At 37.9% G+C, this 16,859-nt stretch carries 17 protein-coding genes; 8 read left to right on the top strand and 9 right to left on the bottom strand.

Annotation, left to right across the window (positions count from 1 at the left end; translation table 11 throughout):
* Nucleotides 1-347: 347 nt before the first annotated feature.
* A complete protein-coding gene (locus V6C71_26575; GenBank protein ID HEY9772026.1) occupies nt 348-3,722 on the top strand; it encodes a substrate-binding domain-containing protein in 3,375 nt (1,124 codons plus the stop codon).
* 73 nt (nt 3,723-3,795) lie between these two features.
* On the opposite strand, the gene V6C71_26570 is transcribed toward V6C71_26575, so the two are convergent.
* Entirely contained in the window at nt 3,796-5,484 is a 1,689-nt protein-coding gene (locus V6C71_26570; protein HEY9772025.1) for a DUF3685 domain-containing protein, read from the bottom strand.
* 168 nt (nt 5,485-5,652) lie between these two features.
* Between V6C71_26570 and V6C71_26565 the strand changes: the two genes are divergently transcribed.
* Nucleotides 5,653-7,479, top strand: coding sequence for a tetratricopeptide repeat protein (locus tag V6C71_26565; protein HEY9772024.1), 1,827 nt, complete (start codon nt 5,653-5,655; stop codon nt 7,477-7,479).
* 62 nt (nt 7,480-7,541) lie between these two features.
* Here V6C71_26565 and V6C71_26560 read toward each other — a convergent pair whose 3' ends face one another.
* Together V6C71_26560 and V6C71_26555 are read right to left on the bottom strand one after the other, a co-directional pair.
* Nucleotides 7,542-7,712 (bottom strand): hypothetical protein, encoded by a 171-nt coding sequence (locus tag V6C71_26560; protein ID HEY9772023.1) that lies wholly within the window; start codon nt 7,710-7,712, stop codon nt 7,542-7,544.
* A gap of 101 nt (nt 7,713-7,813) precedes the next feature.
* The gene (locus V6C71_26555; protein HEY9772022.1) at nt 7,814-8,635 is read right to left on the bottom strand and encodes a thermonuclease family protein; all 822 of its coding nucleotides are present in this window, start codon (nt 8,633-8,635) and stop codon (nt 7,814-7,816) included.
* Nucleotides 8,636-9,414: 779 nt separating this feature from the next.
* Between V6C71_26555 and V6C71_26550 the strand changes: the two genes are divergently transcribed.
* From V6C71_26550 to V6C71_26540, 3 genes are all read left to right on the top strand, one after another.
* Nucleotides 9,415-9,858 carry a hypothetical protein gene (locus V6C71_26550; GenBank protein HEY9772021.1) on the top strand — a complete coding sequence of 148 codons (444 nt, stop codon included), beginning with the start codon at nt 9,415-9,417 and terminating at the stop codon, nt 9,856-9,858.
* 345 nt (nt 9,859-10,203) lie between these two features.
* Nucleotides 10,204-10,581 carry a hypothetical protein gene (locus tag V6C71_26545; GenBank protein HEY9772020.1) on the top strand — a complete coding sequence of 126 codons (378 nt, stop codon included), beginning with the start codon at nt 10,204-10,206 and terminating at the stop codon, nt 10,579-10,581.
* Nucleotides 10,488-11,030 carry a DMT family transporter gene (locus V6C71_26540; GenBank protein HEY9772019.1) on the top strand — a complete coding sequence of 181 codons (543 nt, stop codon included), beginning with the start codon at nt 10,488-10,490 and terminating at the stop codon, nt 11,028-11,030. The genes V6C71_26545 and V6C71_26540 overlap by 94 nt, the downstream gene beginning before the upstream one ends.
* 283 nt (nt 11,031-11,313) lie before the next feature.
* Here the strand turns inward: V6C71_26540 and V6C71_26535 are convergent, their stop codons facing one another.
* The 5 genes from V6C71_26535 to V6C71_26515 form a co-directional block, all read right to left on the bottom strand.
* On the bottom strand, nt 11,314-11,904 hold the full coding sequence (locus V6C71_26535) for a hypothetical protein (protein ID HEY9772018.1): 591 nt from the start codon (nt 11,902-11,904) through the stop codon (nt 11,314-11,316).
* Between the two features lie 112 nt (nt 11,905-12,016).
* Nucleotides 12,017-12,496: a pantetheine-phosphate adenylyltransferase gene (gene coaD, locus V6C71_26530; protein ID HEY9772017.1), complete on the bottom strand. Its 480-nt coding sequence runs from the start codon at nt 12,494-12,496 to the stop codon at nt 12,017-12,019.
* Between the two features lie 29 nt (nt 12,497-12,525).
* Nucleotides 12,526-13,587 carry an AI-2E family transporter gene (locus tag V6C71_26525; GenBank protein HEY9772016.1) on the bottom strand — a complete coding sequence of 354 codons (1,062 nt, stop codon included), beginning with the start codon at nt 13,585-13,587 and terminating at the stop codon, nt 12,526-12,528.
* 245 nt (nt 13,588-13,832) lie between these two features.
* The gene (locus V6C71_26520; protein ID HEY9772015.1) at nt 13,833-14,084 is read right to left on the bottom strand and encodes a LuxR C-terminal-related transcriptional regulator; all 252 of its coding nucleotides are present in this window, start codon (nt 14,082-14,084) and stop codon (nt 13,833-13,835) included.
* A gap of 1 nt (nt 14,085) precedes the next feature.
* Complete coding sequence (locus tag V6C71_26515) at nt 14,086-14,328, bottom strand: response regulator transcription factor (GenBank protein ID HEY9772014.1); 243 nt, start codon at nt 14,326-14,328, stop codon at nt 14,086-14,088.
* A gap of 277 nt (nt 14,329-14,605) precedes the next feature.
* Between V6C71_26515 and V6C71_26510 the strand changes: the two genes are divergently transcribed.
* Entirely contained in the window at nt 14,606-14,899 is a 294-nt protein-coding gene (locus V6C71_26510; GenBank protein HEY9772013.1) for a hypothetical protein, read from the top strand.
* 105 nt (nt 14,900-15,004) lie between these two features.
* Nucleotides 15,005-15,148, top strand: a complete 144-nt coding sequence (locus V6C71_26505) for a hypothetical protein (protein HEY9772012.1) — start codon at nt 15,005-15,007, stop codon at nt 15,146-15,148.
* 1 nt (nt 15,149) lies between these two features.
* Here the strand turns inward: V6C71_26505 and V6C71_26500 are convergent, their stop codons facing one another.
* Complete coding sequence (locus tag V6C71_26500) at nt 15,150-15,296, bottom strand: hypothetical protein (GenBank protein ID HEY9772011.1); 147 nt, start codon at nt 15,294-15,296, stop codon at nt 15,150-15,152.
* A 235-nt stretch (nt 15,297-15,531) separates the two neighbouring features.
* On the opposite strand from V6C71_26500, the gene V6C71_26495 reads away from it, so the two are divergent.
* Nucleotides 15,532-16,560: a bestrophin family ion channel gene (locus V6C71_26495; GenBank protein ID HEY9772010.1), complete on the top strand. Its 1,029-nt coding sequence runs from the start codon at nt 15,532-15,534 to the stop codon at nt 16,558-16,560.
* The last annotated feature ends 299 nt before the right edge of the window (nt 16,561-16,859 follow it).

The raw sequence follows: 16,859 nt of genomic DNA, 5'->3' as shown, positions 1-16,859 counted from the left end.
TTCTTGTTCTAGCTGATTAATATATCTTTGTATGTAGAAAAGCTTATTTTGGTCAAGGATTAAAATTAAAATATTGTCTTATTTTACTGTTCTTTGTTTCCACTTCATAAATCTGGCAAATCAATAAAATAGGTTGTCTTTCATAACAACTTATCTTAAAGATTGATGTTCAAAATTAATTTTTGTGGAAATAAATTAACGTTTTTGATAGTATGTGTTAGCCAAAATAAAAATAAGTGTTTTTATCGAATTACAAATACTTAAAACAACATAACCCTTATTCAATATCTCGGCTGCCTCCCCGATATAATTAATCGCCAAATAATTAAATAAAATTTAAACCTGAAATGTTACATAAAAGACATAATCCTTTAGTTACCTTAGCCATATTACTAGCCTTGTTTGGAGTATCTAAACCTGCTAGGGCTTTTTTAATAGCTCAGTCAAATACAGCCACTACAACTTTTACTGTTCCTGACAAGCTTAATCAGAATGCGAAAATACAGATAGCAGCTTCTGATAGTAGCAGTAGTATTAACCAAACTTTAACCGAAAAGTTCATTGCCAAATATCCTCAGGCACAAGTTAATATCGAAACTCAGGCTTCAGACAGTGCCTTGGAAAGCTTATTAGCAGGAAAAACAGACCTCGTGGCAATTAGTCGTTCTTTGACGACCCAAGAAAAAGCGCAAGGATTGCTGGCAATTCCCGTTAGTCGAGAAAAAATTGCGATCGTTGTCTCCAATAATAATTCTTATGATGGCAACTTGACCATCGCTCAATTTGCTCAAATTTTTCGCGGAGAAATTACCGACTGGTCTGAGTTAGGTGGTACTCCAGGCAAAATCCAGCTAGTAGACTTACCCGATAGCAACGACACTAGACAGGCTTTTCCTAACTATCCAGTCTTTCAAGCAGGAGAACTTAGTACAGGTTCTAATACGGTAAAGTTGGAACAGGATAGTACTGACGATATGATTGCTCAATTAGGCGATAACGGAGTTGGTTATGCTGTTGCCAATGATGTGATTAACCGTGATGATGTCAAGATCGTAACCATGCATCAAACTCAGCCTGACGATCCAAAATATCCTTTTTCCCAACCTTTTAGCCTAGTATATCAGGGAACTCCTAGCGAGGCGGTACAGGCATATTTAGGCTTTGCCACCGCAGAAGGCGGAAACCAGGTTATTGCTAGTCGAATAGGTTCTTTGACAGCGACTAGAAATGTAGCAATTGCTAATGGGTTGGCAAATAACACAGAGCGCGATTACCCTTCAAGTACCCTAAAGGACTCGCTTCTTACAAAAGTTGCTCATGGGGGAAACCCCCAAGACCGCACTTTTGCGCTTCGCGTCGCGAAGAGCGATCGCACTATAGCTAACGCACTTGAAACTAACCCCAATGCAGATTTAAATGACAGTGGCGAGATTACTCCTGATGTAGCAGACAGTGGCGAGATTACTCTTGATGTAGCAGACAGTGGTGAGATTAACCCTGATGTAGCAGACAGTGGTGAGATTAACCCCGATGTAGTAGACAGTGGCGAGATTACTCCTGATGTAGCAGACAGTGGCGAACCTCTTTCCTCAAATACGGTAGATGGGTCAGCAGCCTCAGAGATAAAGATTGCTCAGAGTGACGTGGTCACACCTAGTGCCATCAATGCAAATGGTCAAGCAGCCCCAGACACCAAGATTGCTCAGAGTGACGTGGTCACACCTGATGCTGTAGACGGGGATACTCCAGAGGCACAGAAGAGCGAAAACGAGAACAAATGGTGGTGGTGGCTACCGATAATCATTGGAGTTCCATTACTAGGAGCGATCGCAGCTTCAGCTGCAAGACGTAAAAAGAGCGATCGCGAACCAGCGCTCGGCAATATTCCCGATGATGATTCTCCAAATGGCAACAGGGGTGGATCGCCTACTCCTGGCGATGGCGGTCTGTCAGCGGTAGGTGCGAATGCATCAGACGAGCTTGGTAACAGTAACGCTACGGGAATTGGCAATGCTGCTATTGCTACAGGAGGTGCTGCTACCAATTTTGTGGGTGGTAGAAACAAAACTGAAGGCGATCGAGTTAACGAAATACCTTCTAACCCTGTTAGTGAGTTCACAGGGCAAGAAACCAAATTACAAATTACCGATCAGCCAACCCAACTACAAACTAATGCTGACGATGAGATCAATTTTACTAGTTCTGACGAAGATCTGTCCCAACCAAGTGGGATAGGGATGGCAGGTGGTGCAGCATTATTAGGTGGTACAGCAGCTTCAGGATTATTTAGCGACCGGGACTCGACAGATGAGATGACGACAAATCTCAGAGAAAACGACGCTGTAGACTATTTTGAAACTGATACAGACGTTTCACAACGGCAGACTAATCCTCAAACAACAGATCTAAGCGCTCCAAGTTTGAGCGAGGTTAAATCTGGTGAAGTTATTGAAGCCGATCGAGGAGCAGAAAGCAATATTGCTAGAGAGTTTAGAGGAGATTTTGTTCTAGATGAAGAAACAGAAAGAACACCTTCGGTTGAATCACAGATCAATACTTCCACTGGTATAGACTCAACAGAAACGTTGACCAGTATTCCTGAAACAGTTTCAGATGAGATAGCTGACTCAACTACCCCTGAGCTCGATCTATTGGATGATGAAGACACTGTTACCAACACCGATGTAGAAGTTGCGGAGTCCTTTAATCGAGGACAAGATGTTGAGCAGTCTGTAGATGAAGAATTTAGCTCAGAGCAAAACACCGTAATTGATCTAGGCTTAACCGAAACAGTTTCAGATGAGATAGCTGACTCAACTACCCCTGAGCTCGATCTATTGGATGATGAAGAGACTGTTATTGACACGGATTCAGATCTAAATATTAGCGATCGCACTATCCAAAGCGGTGCAGCGATCGCGGGAGGTGCAGCAGTATCGGGATTTTTCAATCGAAGACAAGACACTGAGCAATCGACCGATTTTCAGGAATTAGATGATCTTGATACTTCCCTAGAAACTACTCGTGATGACTTTAGTGATAATGTTATCGCCGATGCCGATATTGAAGCTATTCCTAATGGTGTGGATGACAGTCTAGAAGAAATTACTTTTGATGAGGCTGAAATCGCCACGGATTTTAGTTTAGATGAGACAATTGTCGATACGACTCAAACTACTTCAGCAGATCTTAGCTTAGATGAAATTAGCTTTGATGATGAGGATAATTTCTTTAACTCCAGCCTCGATGAAATTACCTTTGATGAGGCTGAAATCGCCACGGATTTTAGTTTAGATGAGACAATTGTCGATGCGACTCAAACTACTTCAACCAACAGTTTTGTTAATAACTTGGATACAACGACTCAAAATCAAGAGATAGATTTGGATGATTTGGGTTTTGATGAATTAGAATCGACAGACAGCTTGTCTTTCGATTTATTAAGTGACAACACGGCTGAGATTACTAGTTTATCTGACGACCAATCTAATGATATGAACAATATCTCAGAATGGTTAGATAGCTTGGATACTCGTAATCAAAATACTGACAACATTTCAGAATGGCTAGATACGCTAGACACTAACAATCTTGACCCTATTTTAGAAGATGGCAACCAGGAAACAGCTTTTGAATCCAGCGAAGAAGATGAGGATATTTCATTTCAATTTTTAGAAGATTTATTGGAACGCGATGCTAACCCAAACCGTGATGATCAATAGTTTATAGCTAGTCTAATTTAATTCGAGCGACATTTATTCATTAAAACCCTGTCCACACATAGCTAAGTTAAGGTCAGGGTTTTCTTTTGTTGTAAGGAACATCTTTAATTGTGCTACCAATTCCTTGAATAATTCCCTTCCCAACTAACCCCAAACCTTTGCCAATTACCTGGGTCAAAACAAACACTACTCCACTACCAGCCAAGGCAATAAATTTACGTACCAAAGGCGAGATCGCATCACGGGTTTCAATCACTATTGTTGACAGCCAAGGTATACCCGTAAGTTGCTCTAGTTCGTCTTTACGGGGAGCATACACATACATAGTTCTAACTACACCACTGCTCAAAACAAATAGTCGATGACGACTTTCAAAAATGTTTTGGGGATGAGTAAAATATGTTTCCTGGCGATATCTCCAAGATAGTTGGTTACGAAAACGAGCCAGTGAGCGATCGCTGCGATATTCAGATTTATAGAGCTTATATTTGAACACTTCTAGGTCATAAAAATTATTGAGCAACACCTGCATTACCCCGTTAGCTAGGTGAATAATCAAATTATGGAGCAAAAATTCGAGTCTGGCGATCGCTTCTGGATCGTCAGACTGATAAATAATATTATCTACGGCTAAACCTGGTTTTCCTAATAGGTATTCAAATAGTTCAGCAATGCCATAGATATAGTTGAAAATATTTTGATTAACCGCCGAAAATTCCTGTTCGGACAATATTGCTAGCTGCTGTTCTTCTTCTTCGGCTAGTTGACCATAATGTTGAGTAAAAAAATAGTTAGTACTCCATGACCATAAAGCTGTTAAATAAGCAGTATAGTTTTGCTCTAAAGTATTAGCGATCGGAATTTGAGCAATAGTTTCGCTCAGCCGCTTTAAGATTAGATGACACAGACTCTTCTGAATTTCTGACTGAAGAATATCAATTTCCAAAGGTATATTAGTTCTGTTAGTCAAACCAAGTTGAATATCAGTTACTACCCGTTCAAATATAGTTTTATTCGCTGAGTCGCTAAAAACTGGCAAAAAGGCTAATTCTGTAGCAGGAGTAAGTGCAAGTTTACCCGCGGCTTTTGGTTCAGCTGCCGAGCGATCCTCGATTAAAGTTATTTCCTCGGCAACTAAACGATTAGATAGCCAACGAGCCGTTAATAACTCTCGTCTACGCCCAACTAAAAAGACTCGTTCCCAATCTGATAAATTAGGATTGGCTAGCTGCTCGTCAATGCTTTGTAGCGTTTCTTCTAGCTCTATTCTTCCAGACTTGCTAATTCGAGATAGTGCTTTTTGCCAGAGTTTAGGTGAAGAGGGGTTAATCCGCCAGTAAGTATTGCCGTAGGCGACAGCGTGCAAACCTTCGATAACGGTATTAATTCCAGCTCCGCGATCGCAATAACCCTTTACTCCCCAAGACTTGAGCTTAACTAGCTGTTTAGCCGAAAAACTAGGAGTAAGCAAAAATAGCGGTAGCTGGGGATATAGCTGTCTTAACTGTTGGCAAAATTCCAGGCTAGAAATTTCCGACTCAGCCGAATGAGAGCTGATCCCAATAACCAAAACATTAAGAACTAAGCCTTGAGTTAGCTCCCGTAAAGTATTGTTGCTAATATTTCCCTCGCCGACAACTTCAAAATCGGCATATTGTGCGATCGCTGTTCGCAAACCCAAACGAAAGATGGAGTCGCGATCGACAATAAACAGCTTTATCTTGTCTTTGGTCATTTCTAGCCGATAATTTGGCAGTAACAATCAATTATATGGCTCATTACAATATTGAACTAGTGTCTCTGAATAAAGTACCAAGCGAGCGCCATTTTTTCTACCTTCTTTACTTTAAATCCTAGTTCTTAATCACTGTTACTCAGTCTCTAATCCTAAAAAGGTATAATATTTTTTTGCACCAGTAAAATATTCATTGTGTCTGAATCATTAAGCGATCGCTACTTTGCCCTCATCGATGAAATTGTTGAGCTTACTCTTCAGGGAAAGATTAGTTCTGTAGAGCGAGTCTACAGAATACTCGTGGAAAAAGTAGAGACGGGCACAGGAGAAATATTAGAACGCTGTCTCAATCAGCGTATTGAAGCAGCTCAGGCACAGTTAAAAACCAAACTAAAGGCAGCACGAGTACTAAGAGCGTTACAAACTATCGAAAAGCAGTGGGAGCGTTGGCAAGAAGAAAACCAGGTAGATGCCGAGATTTCCGAAACTGCTCAAATTATTTTAGCTGGCGAACCCGAAGACTATTTCTTAAGAACTGTGGACGTGATCGATCCCAACCAAGAAAACCCCTTAAGCATCGATCAACTGGTTAAATTGGCTGAAGAACTTAAATCCGCTGCCAAGTCGCAAGAAGATGCTCAACTAGCCCAGGATTGGCAACAGTTGGCTGATGGCATTAGCGAAGGCTTAAAGACTTTTACTGCCTTAGAAGAAGATTTAGTGAGCTGGATGTATGGTTCGTCCAGTAATTTCTCGGGTTTCGATGCCCAAAGACCAAATCCTTGGCGGATTTGGGCGCAGAAAGTTTCTAGTGCCTTGCCCAAGCAGCTATTTCAAACCTTAGCTCAACAACAATCAACCTTAGCTTTTGCGAGAGTGGCAAACAATTTAGAATTAAGAGGCTGGATTGAGTTGGCGATTCTGCTGCAATATATTCAGCGAGGTTTAGTCACCTGGTTTGATCGCCAGCCCTATAACTCTAAGTTTGGCAAAGAACTATCTTATAGTACTCTATTGACCTTTGCCTCTATCTGGTGCGAACTGTGGCAAGCATTGGAAAATAGTAACCCTGCTTTGGCTGATGGTTGTTTTCTCATGATGCTGCAAATTTTACGTACTTTTGCCCAACGAGAAGATTTTCCTCTCTACAGCGGCGTGTTTGCCTCTTTCTCAGGAGAATATTTGCAGGATACCCTAGATTATTTTGATGAACCTCTCAAACAGGTGGAAGGGACTGAAGAAAAAGCTCGTATTTTAACTTTATTAGGCTATTCTCAGCGGACTGCGGGAGCTTATGAAAAAGCTATTCTTTTTCATCAAGAAGCGTTGGAAATTGCTATTGATGCCAATGACTACCACTGCGAGATTGCCAACCTCAATCATCTCAGTCGCACTAACGTTAATCTAAAAAACTACAGCGAAGCAATAAACTATAGTCAGAGAGCCTTAATTGCTGCCCGTCAGGTAGGTGATAAGTTAGGAGAAGCCAACGCTTCAGTTAACTTAGGCTATGCTCAGGTGTTTGCAGCACGAGAGCTAGATAGTATGGCAGCAGAAAGCTATAGTGAAGCAATTCGTTATCTCGAACAAGGAGTTGAGCTGGCCAAGAAGCAAGGAGATTCTCAGAGTCAATCTTTTGGCTACAGCAGTTTGGGTATTGCCTATGTAATCTTAGAACAGCCTACCGCAGCGATCGCATCTTTGACTAAAGGCGCGGAATTGGCTCAGTATTCTCGGGATGTCTATCTTCAAGGATTGAGCTTCTCTTATCTAGCAGAAGCCTATTACAGCATTGACGATCGAGCAGCGGCTATTACTTACGGCAGCCTAGGAATGTATCTACTGAATCAAATTAATTCCCTTGAGTGGCGACAGGTAGCAGGTTTGCTGTCAATTATTCAAGGGCAGATCGGAGCTGAATTTAACAATATTTTAGGACAACAGCGATCGCAAATTATCGGTTTAATTGGCGTTGATGGTTACGATTATCTACCAACATTGTTAGAAGATTATCGCTCTTGAGTGAAATCCCAGGTGAATTAATCAGGGTGTTACTAATTTATCTAATAAGGTATAAAATACTACTACCAAGCCAATATTCCTAACGCAAACATATTTTTATTACTTGCCCAAGCAATCGCTAAAATAATTGCGGTGACAATCAAAGTTCTTACTTTAGCTAGTCTATTGTAAATAATGCGAAAAACAGAATCAAGCTGATGGCGATCGCAAATTGCTTCAGCATAATTCACCAAGAGAAATCATTCATAGTATAGTGCGATCGCGCAGTTAACCAAAGATGTTATTTTTTTGTTTTTTAAACTTAGTTCTGGCTTAGTTATTCAACTTAACTAGGCTAAGACATAAATATAAGTTCTTCGGGTTGAAACAACAGCTTTATGGTGTTGCCATTGACTTCAATAACATTATCAAATCCCGTAAAACGCGCCTGAGCAAGCACTAGCACTCTTTCTGAACGCTTGATTTGTAGGTAGTCAATAAACTCATCTAGCGTCTGTGAATCGTCTCTAAAATCACGATCTAAAGTATATTCCTGTAGCCTTCTCCATAGTTTAGGAAACAAAGGTGGTAGTTTATCAAGAGAACTAGCTCCTTTCCAAGTAACGCCTTCAGTAGTAACATCATCTTGCCAAATACCTTTTTTAGCTTTTCTGGCAGTCTGCACCATATTAGTTATTTCTTGGCGCAGATCGTAAAATAAAGTGTCATAAAATAAAGGGTAAGCATTTCCGTTGGCGATCAACTTATAATTTATGCTGGTTTTCAGCCGTTCTGGAGTCAGAAAAATACTATTTCCATCAGCTTCGCCGTCTTTAGGCTTACCCGTAAAAATGAAAGAGATTGCTCTGCCGTTAGGGTCTAGCTGATTTGATAAAATATAACCTTGAGTTTCGCCAACAGTATCGGTAATACCGAGCAGATCTAAGTTCTTTTCTGTAGCGTTTGAAGATTCAGGTGTTCGTGCGCCATTTTCCATCGCATCTATACCTTCATAGCGTAGAGATATTGTTTTATTATCCTGGTTGATTCTAGGTGGTCTACCTCGGCGATTTAGCATAAATACCAGCATTGAATTGTCGGGCGCAAAACGTACCGTATCTCCGTCGGGGTTTCCCGTGTCGGGTTGGAAAGTTCCTTGAATCAGGGTAAAAGGCATATGGTTTCAATTACATGAGCTTTATTTCCTCATACTCCGTTACTTAGACTAACTTTTCGTTAAGAACTACTCAAAAAATATGATATATCAATGTAGGCTAATTGCTTGGACATAAATTAAGATTTGTCTTTTTGGTAAATTAATTGTCAATACTTTAAATAATCTTCAAAATTATTTAGCTGACAGTGCAATAGATTATAAATATATGCTCTGATATTTTTAAATGCTGGCTGATAATTTTATTTTAAAACTAGACCATATAGAACTTAAGAACAAGGATTTACTTCCAGATTGTTCGTGTATTTATTACGTAATAGATGAACAGCAAATAGTTGGGTACGTCGGAAGGTCGATAAACTTGCGCAAGAGGTGGAATGGAGAAAACCCTCATCATAGATATAATCAGTTAATTTCCATTTCAGCCAAAGCAAATCAAAATTTTTAATTTATTACTTTGAAATAAAGAAAAACCAGCTCTATAAACTAGAAAAAATAGCAATAGCAAAATACCAGCCACGTCTAAACTATACTCCTGTAATTAAACATGGTTATCTAACTAGAAAAGTAAGACAAACTAATGTAACTATAAATAATTGTAGCTACAACCTAAATACATCATTAAAAATTTTTCAGATATTAAACAATATAAAAATCAGTATTCTCCAACAAAAATGAATAATATAAAAACCGTTACAAATGTATCTCAAAATAATATTTGATCTTCTAAACAATTCAAACGTAAGTTTATTAATCTAAAAAATCCTGAAATCGGATTAAATTTGGAATTGGAAGTTTGTCTTAACTCAGAAAATAGATTGTTTGTTAGGCATTATATGCTTTTTATTATTTACTGCGATAGCATTAATGCTTTTATTCTAGAAAATCAAAACAAAATTGAAAGTTCCCTATCAACTTTAGAGTCACAATGCCAAAATTTATATAAACAATCCTTAAGGTGGTTGGGGTATAAACTAAGCTGTGAAAAAATTTTACTTATTGACGAAGAAGAACAGTTTGAGATAGAAACGCCAGCAATTATGCTACCTTGGCGGATGTTTGTCGAGTTAGTCGAATATCAGTGGGCAACTAGAAGTAATATGTCTCAAATTCTTGAAAAGAAAGAGCTGGAGTGGTTTGAAAACCAGAGTTTATCTATAAAAATAGCCAAACATTTACATGAAAATGATTTAACACTTTACAAGTTAATTGAACAGATAAATTAGCTTTTATAACTTGTTTTAACTAAATGCTTCTTGAGTAACTTACCTACAAATGGCGATACCTTTATCGATGGTTTCGGGAGGCTGAGAAAAGTTTAAGCGCAAAGCATTGTAACCCTTTTGCCCTGGAAAAAATGGCATACCTGGATAAACGAATACGTTCTCATTCCATGCTTGACGCGTTAGGGATACTAAAGAAATGTCCGCTGGTGGCTGCACCCAAAGAAATAAACCGCTAATTTTTAAATATTTAATACTGATAGTTAATCAGTAATAGTTTCAGACTAATTAATTTAATCATCGAAATAAATGAAGCAATATTCAAAATCTTAGCAAGAATTAGTAGGTTTGGGATACGGCTTCTTAGGTGTTGTAATTTTTAGCCTTACTTTACCTGCTACCTGTGTTGCGGTTACAGAATTAAATCCAGCTTTTGTTGGTTTGGGAAGAGCAATTATACCAGCAGGTTTAGGGGCAATTTTGTTAATCATAACTCGTCAACCCATACCGCCTAAAAGATGTTTGCCTAGATTTATGATGGTTGCTGCTGGAGTAATAATTGGGTTTCCTTTATTAACTGCGATCGCCATGGATAAAGCTCCTGCTTCTATGGAGCAGTTATTGTCTGACTTTTGCCCCTTGCTACTGCTTTGTTTGGTGTTTGGCGCGGTAAGGAACAGGTTTCTCGCCCTTTCTGGATTTTTGCCCCGATCGCAAATGGGTTAGTGATTTGCTATGCCTTAATATCTGGTACGAAATCAATCAGCACAACTGATTTTGACTTGTTTGGTGCAGTAGCTGCCGCTGGCATGACTTATGCCGAAGAAGCTATTTTAGCTCGTACTTTTGGTGCATGGCAGGTTATTTGTTGGTCGCTCGTACTATCTTGTCCGATTTTGTTACCTATTGTGTTTAGTTATTCTCCTAACTCGTTTAGCTCTATTTCAATGAATGCTTGGTTGGGTTTTTTATACGTCAGCATTTTTAGTATGTTTTTGGGGTTTTTTGCTTGGTATCAAGGTCTTTTCTTAGGAGGAATCGCTCATGTTAGCCAAGTACAGTCGATCCAACCTTTTTTAACCATCTTAGCTTCAGCAATCTTGCTGAATGAACCCTTTATCAATTCGCACCTTTGGTTTTGCACTCGGAGTAATTATTTGCGTGGCATCGAGTAAACGTTTTTAGAACATATTTAAAGATCATGGCGAACAATATTATTAATACTCTGAAACAAATCGGACGATATCTCATCGCTAATAGAATTGAGCCTCATGTTCGACAAAAATGCGCTCGCTGTGGTAATTCTTAGAAGTAAGAACCTGACTCGATCATCGCTATAATCAAGGTTAAAACGCGATCGCCCTCGCTTATACCGTGGTACTTCCCAGCCTAAACGTTCAACTAAATATGGTTTAATTTTCTCTATTTAGCTTGAAAAAGGTTTTTACCGAGCTATTGCTATTGTCGCTCTAATTGCTGACGACCATTGTGAATAATCTCTAGCATTTGTTGGAGTCTTTGTTCAATGTCACCCAAAACATCATCAGCATAATTGTCTGCACCTATCTCAATTGCTCGACTCTGGGCGATCGCACTTTGTCGCAATTGTTCTATTTCGGTTAAAGTTGCTTGTTTTAGTTCTTCACATTCTCGTTCGGTTTTTAATCTAATTTTTGCCCCATCTAACTCTGCTTGACGCACAATAGCCGACTCTTGCAAAATTTGACTGGCTTTTTCTTCGGCTGACTTAACTATTAAGCAGGCATAACCTTCGGCTTCGGAAATTATTTGTTGTCTACAATTAGCAATTTCAATTGCCGTAGCTAAATCTACAGGCAAATTCTCTTTGATTTGATCTAGCTGATGCAGTAACAAATCCCGATCCACAATATATAAGTCGGTCAGGGGAATATGTGTACTATTAAAAATTAGCTCTGCTAAATTGTTCAACTCAATTTCAATATTAAAACCTAGTTGGGAGCTAGTAGTTATATCTTCTGCTGCATCAGCTGTAGTGGCGGTTTTCTGAATATGATTTGATGTCAACATTATTATATTTGATTATTTGAGTCTATTTTAAACTCAAATAACTAACAATTGTCAACCTTTATTTTATATTTAAAAGACTAATTGTTTTTAAGTCTTACATTGCACAAGAATACTAGTTCTTTTGATACTTTAAATACATATCTTGAGCCACATTATCAGAAACTAAATGTTCAATTAACCCTCCAAATTGAGCGATTTCTTTAACAATACTACTGCTTAAAAAACCGTATTCTTTAGTAGTAGCTAAAAACACTGTTTCAATTTCATTATTAAGAGTTTTGTTCGTATGCGCCATTTGCAATTCTTTTTCAAAATCAGATAAAACTCTTAACCCTCTAAGTAAAACTCCTGCCTGGTGTAGTTTTGCGTAATCAACAGTTAAACCGATAAAGCTATCAACTTCTACATTAGCAAGATGTTTGGTACATTCAGTAATCTGTTCAATTCGTTTGGTAACGGTAAATAAAGGTTGTTTACTGGTGTTAGAAAGAACAGCAACAATAACTTTATCAAATAGTTTCGCTCCTCGTTCAATAATATCAATATGTCCTAAAGTAATTGGATCGAAGCTACCTGGATAAATGGCAATCATAGTTTTAATGGATCAACTACTAAAATTTTTCAAACATTTTGGGGAATTTTATTATGCTCAGGTCTAGATTTAAACAGAGTTAATAAAGCATTAATAAAGCTAGCTACTGGTACAGCTAAAATTAAGCCTAAAAATCCTCCTAACTGGGCTCCAACTAATAAAGAAACTAGAACTAATACAGGGTTCAAACCAGTAAATTCTCCCAGAAGACGAGGCGCAATAACGCTTTCGACTATTTGCTCAATTACAAAAGCGACCGCTAGAACTCTCAATCCTAACCAAATACTTTTTAACGCCATCAAAAAGCTAACTAAGCTAATGCCCAAAGCTGCGCCAAAAGGGAATAAGGCCATAACACCTACCACTAGTCCAAATAATAAACCAAAGGGTACTTGAATAATTAGAAAAGTAATAGTGATGGAAACACCCATAACTGAAGCAACCGTAAGTTGTCCCACAAAATAGTTATTGAAAGTTCGTTTGAGAGACTCGCGAATTTTTTCTCGAGAATCGTCAGGAAAAATTTGAAACAGAGATTGCCATAGTTCAGTACCATGAAGCAACATATAAAAAGTTAAGACTACCGTTAGCAGTAAATCTAACAGGCTGCCAACTACCGAAAAGAAACTGCCAAGAATTTGACCGCTTAACTGCTGCAATTGATAAGAAACACGACTTAAAGAATCTGCAACTAAGCTGCTAATACTTATAGGAAGGTTGCGTTCATCCGCCCAAGCTTCAAAAACTTTCGCTTGTTCGCTACCCGATGCGACATAACTAGGTAAACGTTCTAATAAACCGTTGAGCTGCTCGAGGAGAATCGGAATTACGGTAACTCCAATAACGCCCAGAAGTAGTATCCCAATCAAAAGTACAATTAATATGGCGATCGCTCTTGATATTTTACGCTGCTCAATAAAGCGTACGGGATAATCTAAAATAAAAGATAGCAAGGTTGCAGTCAGAAATATTGTCACCAGAGATTGAAAATATTCGCACACCAATATTAGTAGCCAGCCATTCAATACCAATAAGGGTAAAACCAAACCTCTGGTAAGCCATTTCGGTAATTTTGCAATTTTGTCGATCATATTTTTGGTATAGATAGCAGGGTTAAACGTAATAATCTATCTCAGAAACATGATAGTCGACCTCTGACAGAAGTCAGAAGTCATAAAGGCAGGGAAAGCTCAGCTTTGCCGCTTGCACTCAGAAAGATTTTGGCTCTTTTGGGAAAAGAATAATCATCATTTGCGGGGAACTTTTCTTTCAATTAACTCAACTTATCAGCTAAGTAGTTTTTTCAAATTCATTTTAACTGTTGTTGGCTTTTGATTTAGATGCGTTTGCTTTGGTCATACCCCATGAGCACTAAATTCTGTTGAATTGCCATAATAGCTGCCGAAGTGCGATCGCGTACTTCTAATTTTTGTAAAATAGCAAGGACATGAACTTTAACCGTACCGATAGTAATATGCAGTTGTCGAAATATTTCACTGTTGCTTTTTCCGGCGGCAATTAAAGCTAAAATTTCTGTTGCTCTAGTGGTTAAAGGATTGTTTTCCTGCTTTTCTTTAACTGGCTTCAATTTAAACGCTGTCGGAATTTCTGCGGTTGTTGCTGCATCTCACCAAGAAGCACCCGCAGCAAGAACGTAAGGCTAAAATCAAGGTTTTGGCTTCAATTGCTTTAAGACAGTAACCCGACGCACCCACAGCAATTAATTGTTCGATTAGTTGTTTTTTAAAATGGGAAGTTAAAACTAAAACGGGTATCTTGGGATGTAATTGCTTGATTTGACGACAGGCTTCAACACCTTCTATTCCTGGCAAACCTACATCTAGTAGAACTACATCGGGTAGATATTGATTGGTTAATTCTGTGTCGATCGCTTCTGCTAAAATTTCTCTTCCTAATATCTTGTTGTAACCTTACTACAAGTCCGAGGCGAAATAGTTCGTCATCTTCTACTAAAAAAACGCGCAGATTATCCCTGAAAAAGTTAAATTTTGTAGAATCAATCAGTTGATGATGTAATCAAAACTATTAAATAAAATTGTTTTTATTGGGCGCACGACTAATAACAATTCATTATTAGGAGTATAACAAGTGAGCATACAAATTGAATCAGATCTCAAAGAAATTCTGACTATTGATAATAAACTAGACAAACTTAGTGAAGACGTTACAGAACTCAAAATAGGTCAAGCAAGGCTAGAAGGAAAACTTGAAACTGTCGATCAGAGATTATCAGGACAAATTAAATCATTAGATACCAAAGTAGACCAATTAGATAAGCGAGTAGGTAATCAAGAATTTACTAATCGTGGAGTGTTGGTAGGATTAATTATAGTTATCTTAGGTGGTGCTGCTAAATTCTTCGGGATGATAGGCAATCCTTAATTTTTTATTTATTTAAGCCTTATTCATAGCAAACCTTTAGAAAATTGAATTTACTCAGAAATCGCTGGTAAACGAAACCCAAACACTACTTCTTTGTAGTAGCGATTGCGAATACTCAACCAACCTCTTACTGCTAATGCTATTACGGCAATGAATCTATTAGCGATAGTGGAAGAATTATGGGGTTTAAAATTGGCAAAGAATAAGTTGAAGATGGTTAAGGCGATCGCTGCAAAAGTGATCCCCTAAATTATTTTTTTTCTAAACCATAATTAGCCAGCAAAATCACTACAATAAAAGTCAAAGCAATTAACCAAATTGTTGAATAACGCCGATCTTTGAATTTGCTACCATAGAGAGCGAAACCTCCGCATTTGTCTAAAAATTTATGCCACATAAAAATAATCAAATCTAAAGCTCTAAATGTTAGCGCAAATTTTCATTAAATTTTAATTAAAACTCTTTTTTGAAAGATTCTTCTGTAATAACTAATCAGTAGTTGTGTTTTTAATTAATCACTTTAGCAATTTTGTTCATTTTTCTGTTTAAAAAGCGGACAAGCTAAATTGATAGTTAAACAAGATACTAATCAATAAAGTTTATCAAATTAAGTTCATTAAGGAGTTATACAAATGAGTCTTCCACCTCATCAGCAAAGATACAAAAGAACCAAAATTAAGAAAAATTTAGCAAATCGCCGTAATTATTCTTCGAGTTCGTGGGAGAAAAAATTTCGCGATCATACAGGAAAAAATCACAATCGATTCCAGATAGTTTTACTACTTCAAGGTTCAGTTGTTACATCTATTATTCCTTGGATAATTTTTTTTACTGGATATGGTTTTTTAATTTCCTGGCTAGAATACCATGAAAATCATTTGGTAAAGCACTTGGCATTACCGGATATAACTACCGCAGTGCCTAGCCTTATTTTGAGTTTTAATTTAATTCTAAGTTTGTTATTAATTTTTCGGACTAATGCAGCCTATGAGAGATATTGGGAAGGTCGTAAACTTTGGGGAGCTTTAGTTAATGCTGTTCGTAACTTAGCTCGTAATATTTCTATCATAATTGCAGCGGAATCGGAAACGGAAAAATTAGAAAAAGAAATAACCCAAAAGTTAGTAATTGCTTTCGCCATGGCAATGAAATTACATTTGCGCCAAGAAATTATCAATAAAGAGCTAGCAGCTTTAATGTCACCGTCAAATTATTCAAAACTTCAAAATACGAATCATCCTCCATTAGAAATTGCTCTTTGGATCGGAGAATATTTGCAAGAATCCTATCATCGGAATCTAGTTAATGTTTACCAATTAAATACTTTACATCAGTTGGTTGATGAATTAGTAAATATTTTAGGGGGATGCGAACGAATTTTGAAAACACCAGCCCCGTTAGCTTATTCTATTTTTCTCAAGCAATTATTAGTAATTTATTGCTTAGTTTTTCCCGTTGGATTGGTTAATAGTTTGAATTGGTGGACCGCACCGATCATGACTCTTCTGAGTTTAATTTTATTTGGAATTGAAGAAATTGGTTCTGAACTAGAAAATCCTTTTGGACGCGATGCCAACGATTTACCCTTGGATCGAATCTGTGACACTATATCTGGCAACGTCGGGGATTTAATTGCTCCTAACGTTAATCTGGATGATTAATTTGAGTACCATTCTCTTTTCCGCAGCAGTTTCCTTAGTATCTTCCACTCGATCGCCAATTGCCACTGCAAAATTTTGCTCTAACAAATGGTCTTACAATCGACACTAAGCATTGAGATTGACAAGTCAGCGATCGATTCGGCAGATAATTTCCCAATATAAGATATAGAACTAGCAATTTGAGTACCTGTGACAGGGTTACGAAGCTCTCCAGTACAAGAGTTGCTTAAAGTTCTTCTCGATATCAATCTACATATTATTTCAGATTATTTCAACCAAAAAATGAGCTTGAATAAACA

The organism is Coleofasciculaceae cyanobacterium, from assembly GCA_036703275.1.
GTDB lineage: Bacteria > Cyanobacteriota > Cyanobacteriia > Cyanobacteriales > Xenococcaceae > Waterburya.
This window is presented reverse-complemented; position numbering and strand designations above follow the sequence as displayed.

Coding starts and splice junctions, on each gene's coding strand:
- V6C71_26575 (HEY9772026.1), top strand. CDS start 348: ATGTTACATAAAAGACATAATCCTTTAGTTACCTTAGCCATATTACTA.
- V6C71_26555 (HEY9772022.1), bottom strand. CDS start 8,635: ATGCCTTTTACCCTGATTCAAGGAACTTTCCAACCCGACACGGGAAAC.
- V6C71_26535 (HEY9772018.1), bottom strand. CDS start 11,904: ATGTTGACATCAAATCATATTCAGAAAACCGCCACTACAGCTGATGCA.
- coaD (HEY9772017.1), bottom strand. CDS start 12,496: ATGATTGCCATTTATCCAGGTAGCTTCGATCCAATTACTTTAGGACAT.
- V6C71_26525 (HEY9772016.1), bottom strand. CDS start 13,587: ATGATCGACAAAATTGCAAAATTACCGAAATGGCTTACCAGAGGTTTG.
- V6C71_26500 (HEY9772011.1), bottom strand. CDS start 15,296: ATGTGGCATAAATTTTTAGACAAATGCGGAGGTTTCGCTCTCTATGGT.
- V6C71_26495 (HEY9772010.1), top strand. CDS start 15,532: ATGAGTCTTCCACCTCATCAGCAAAGATACAAAAGAACCAAAATTAAG.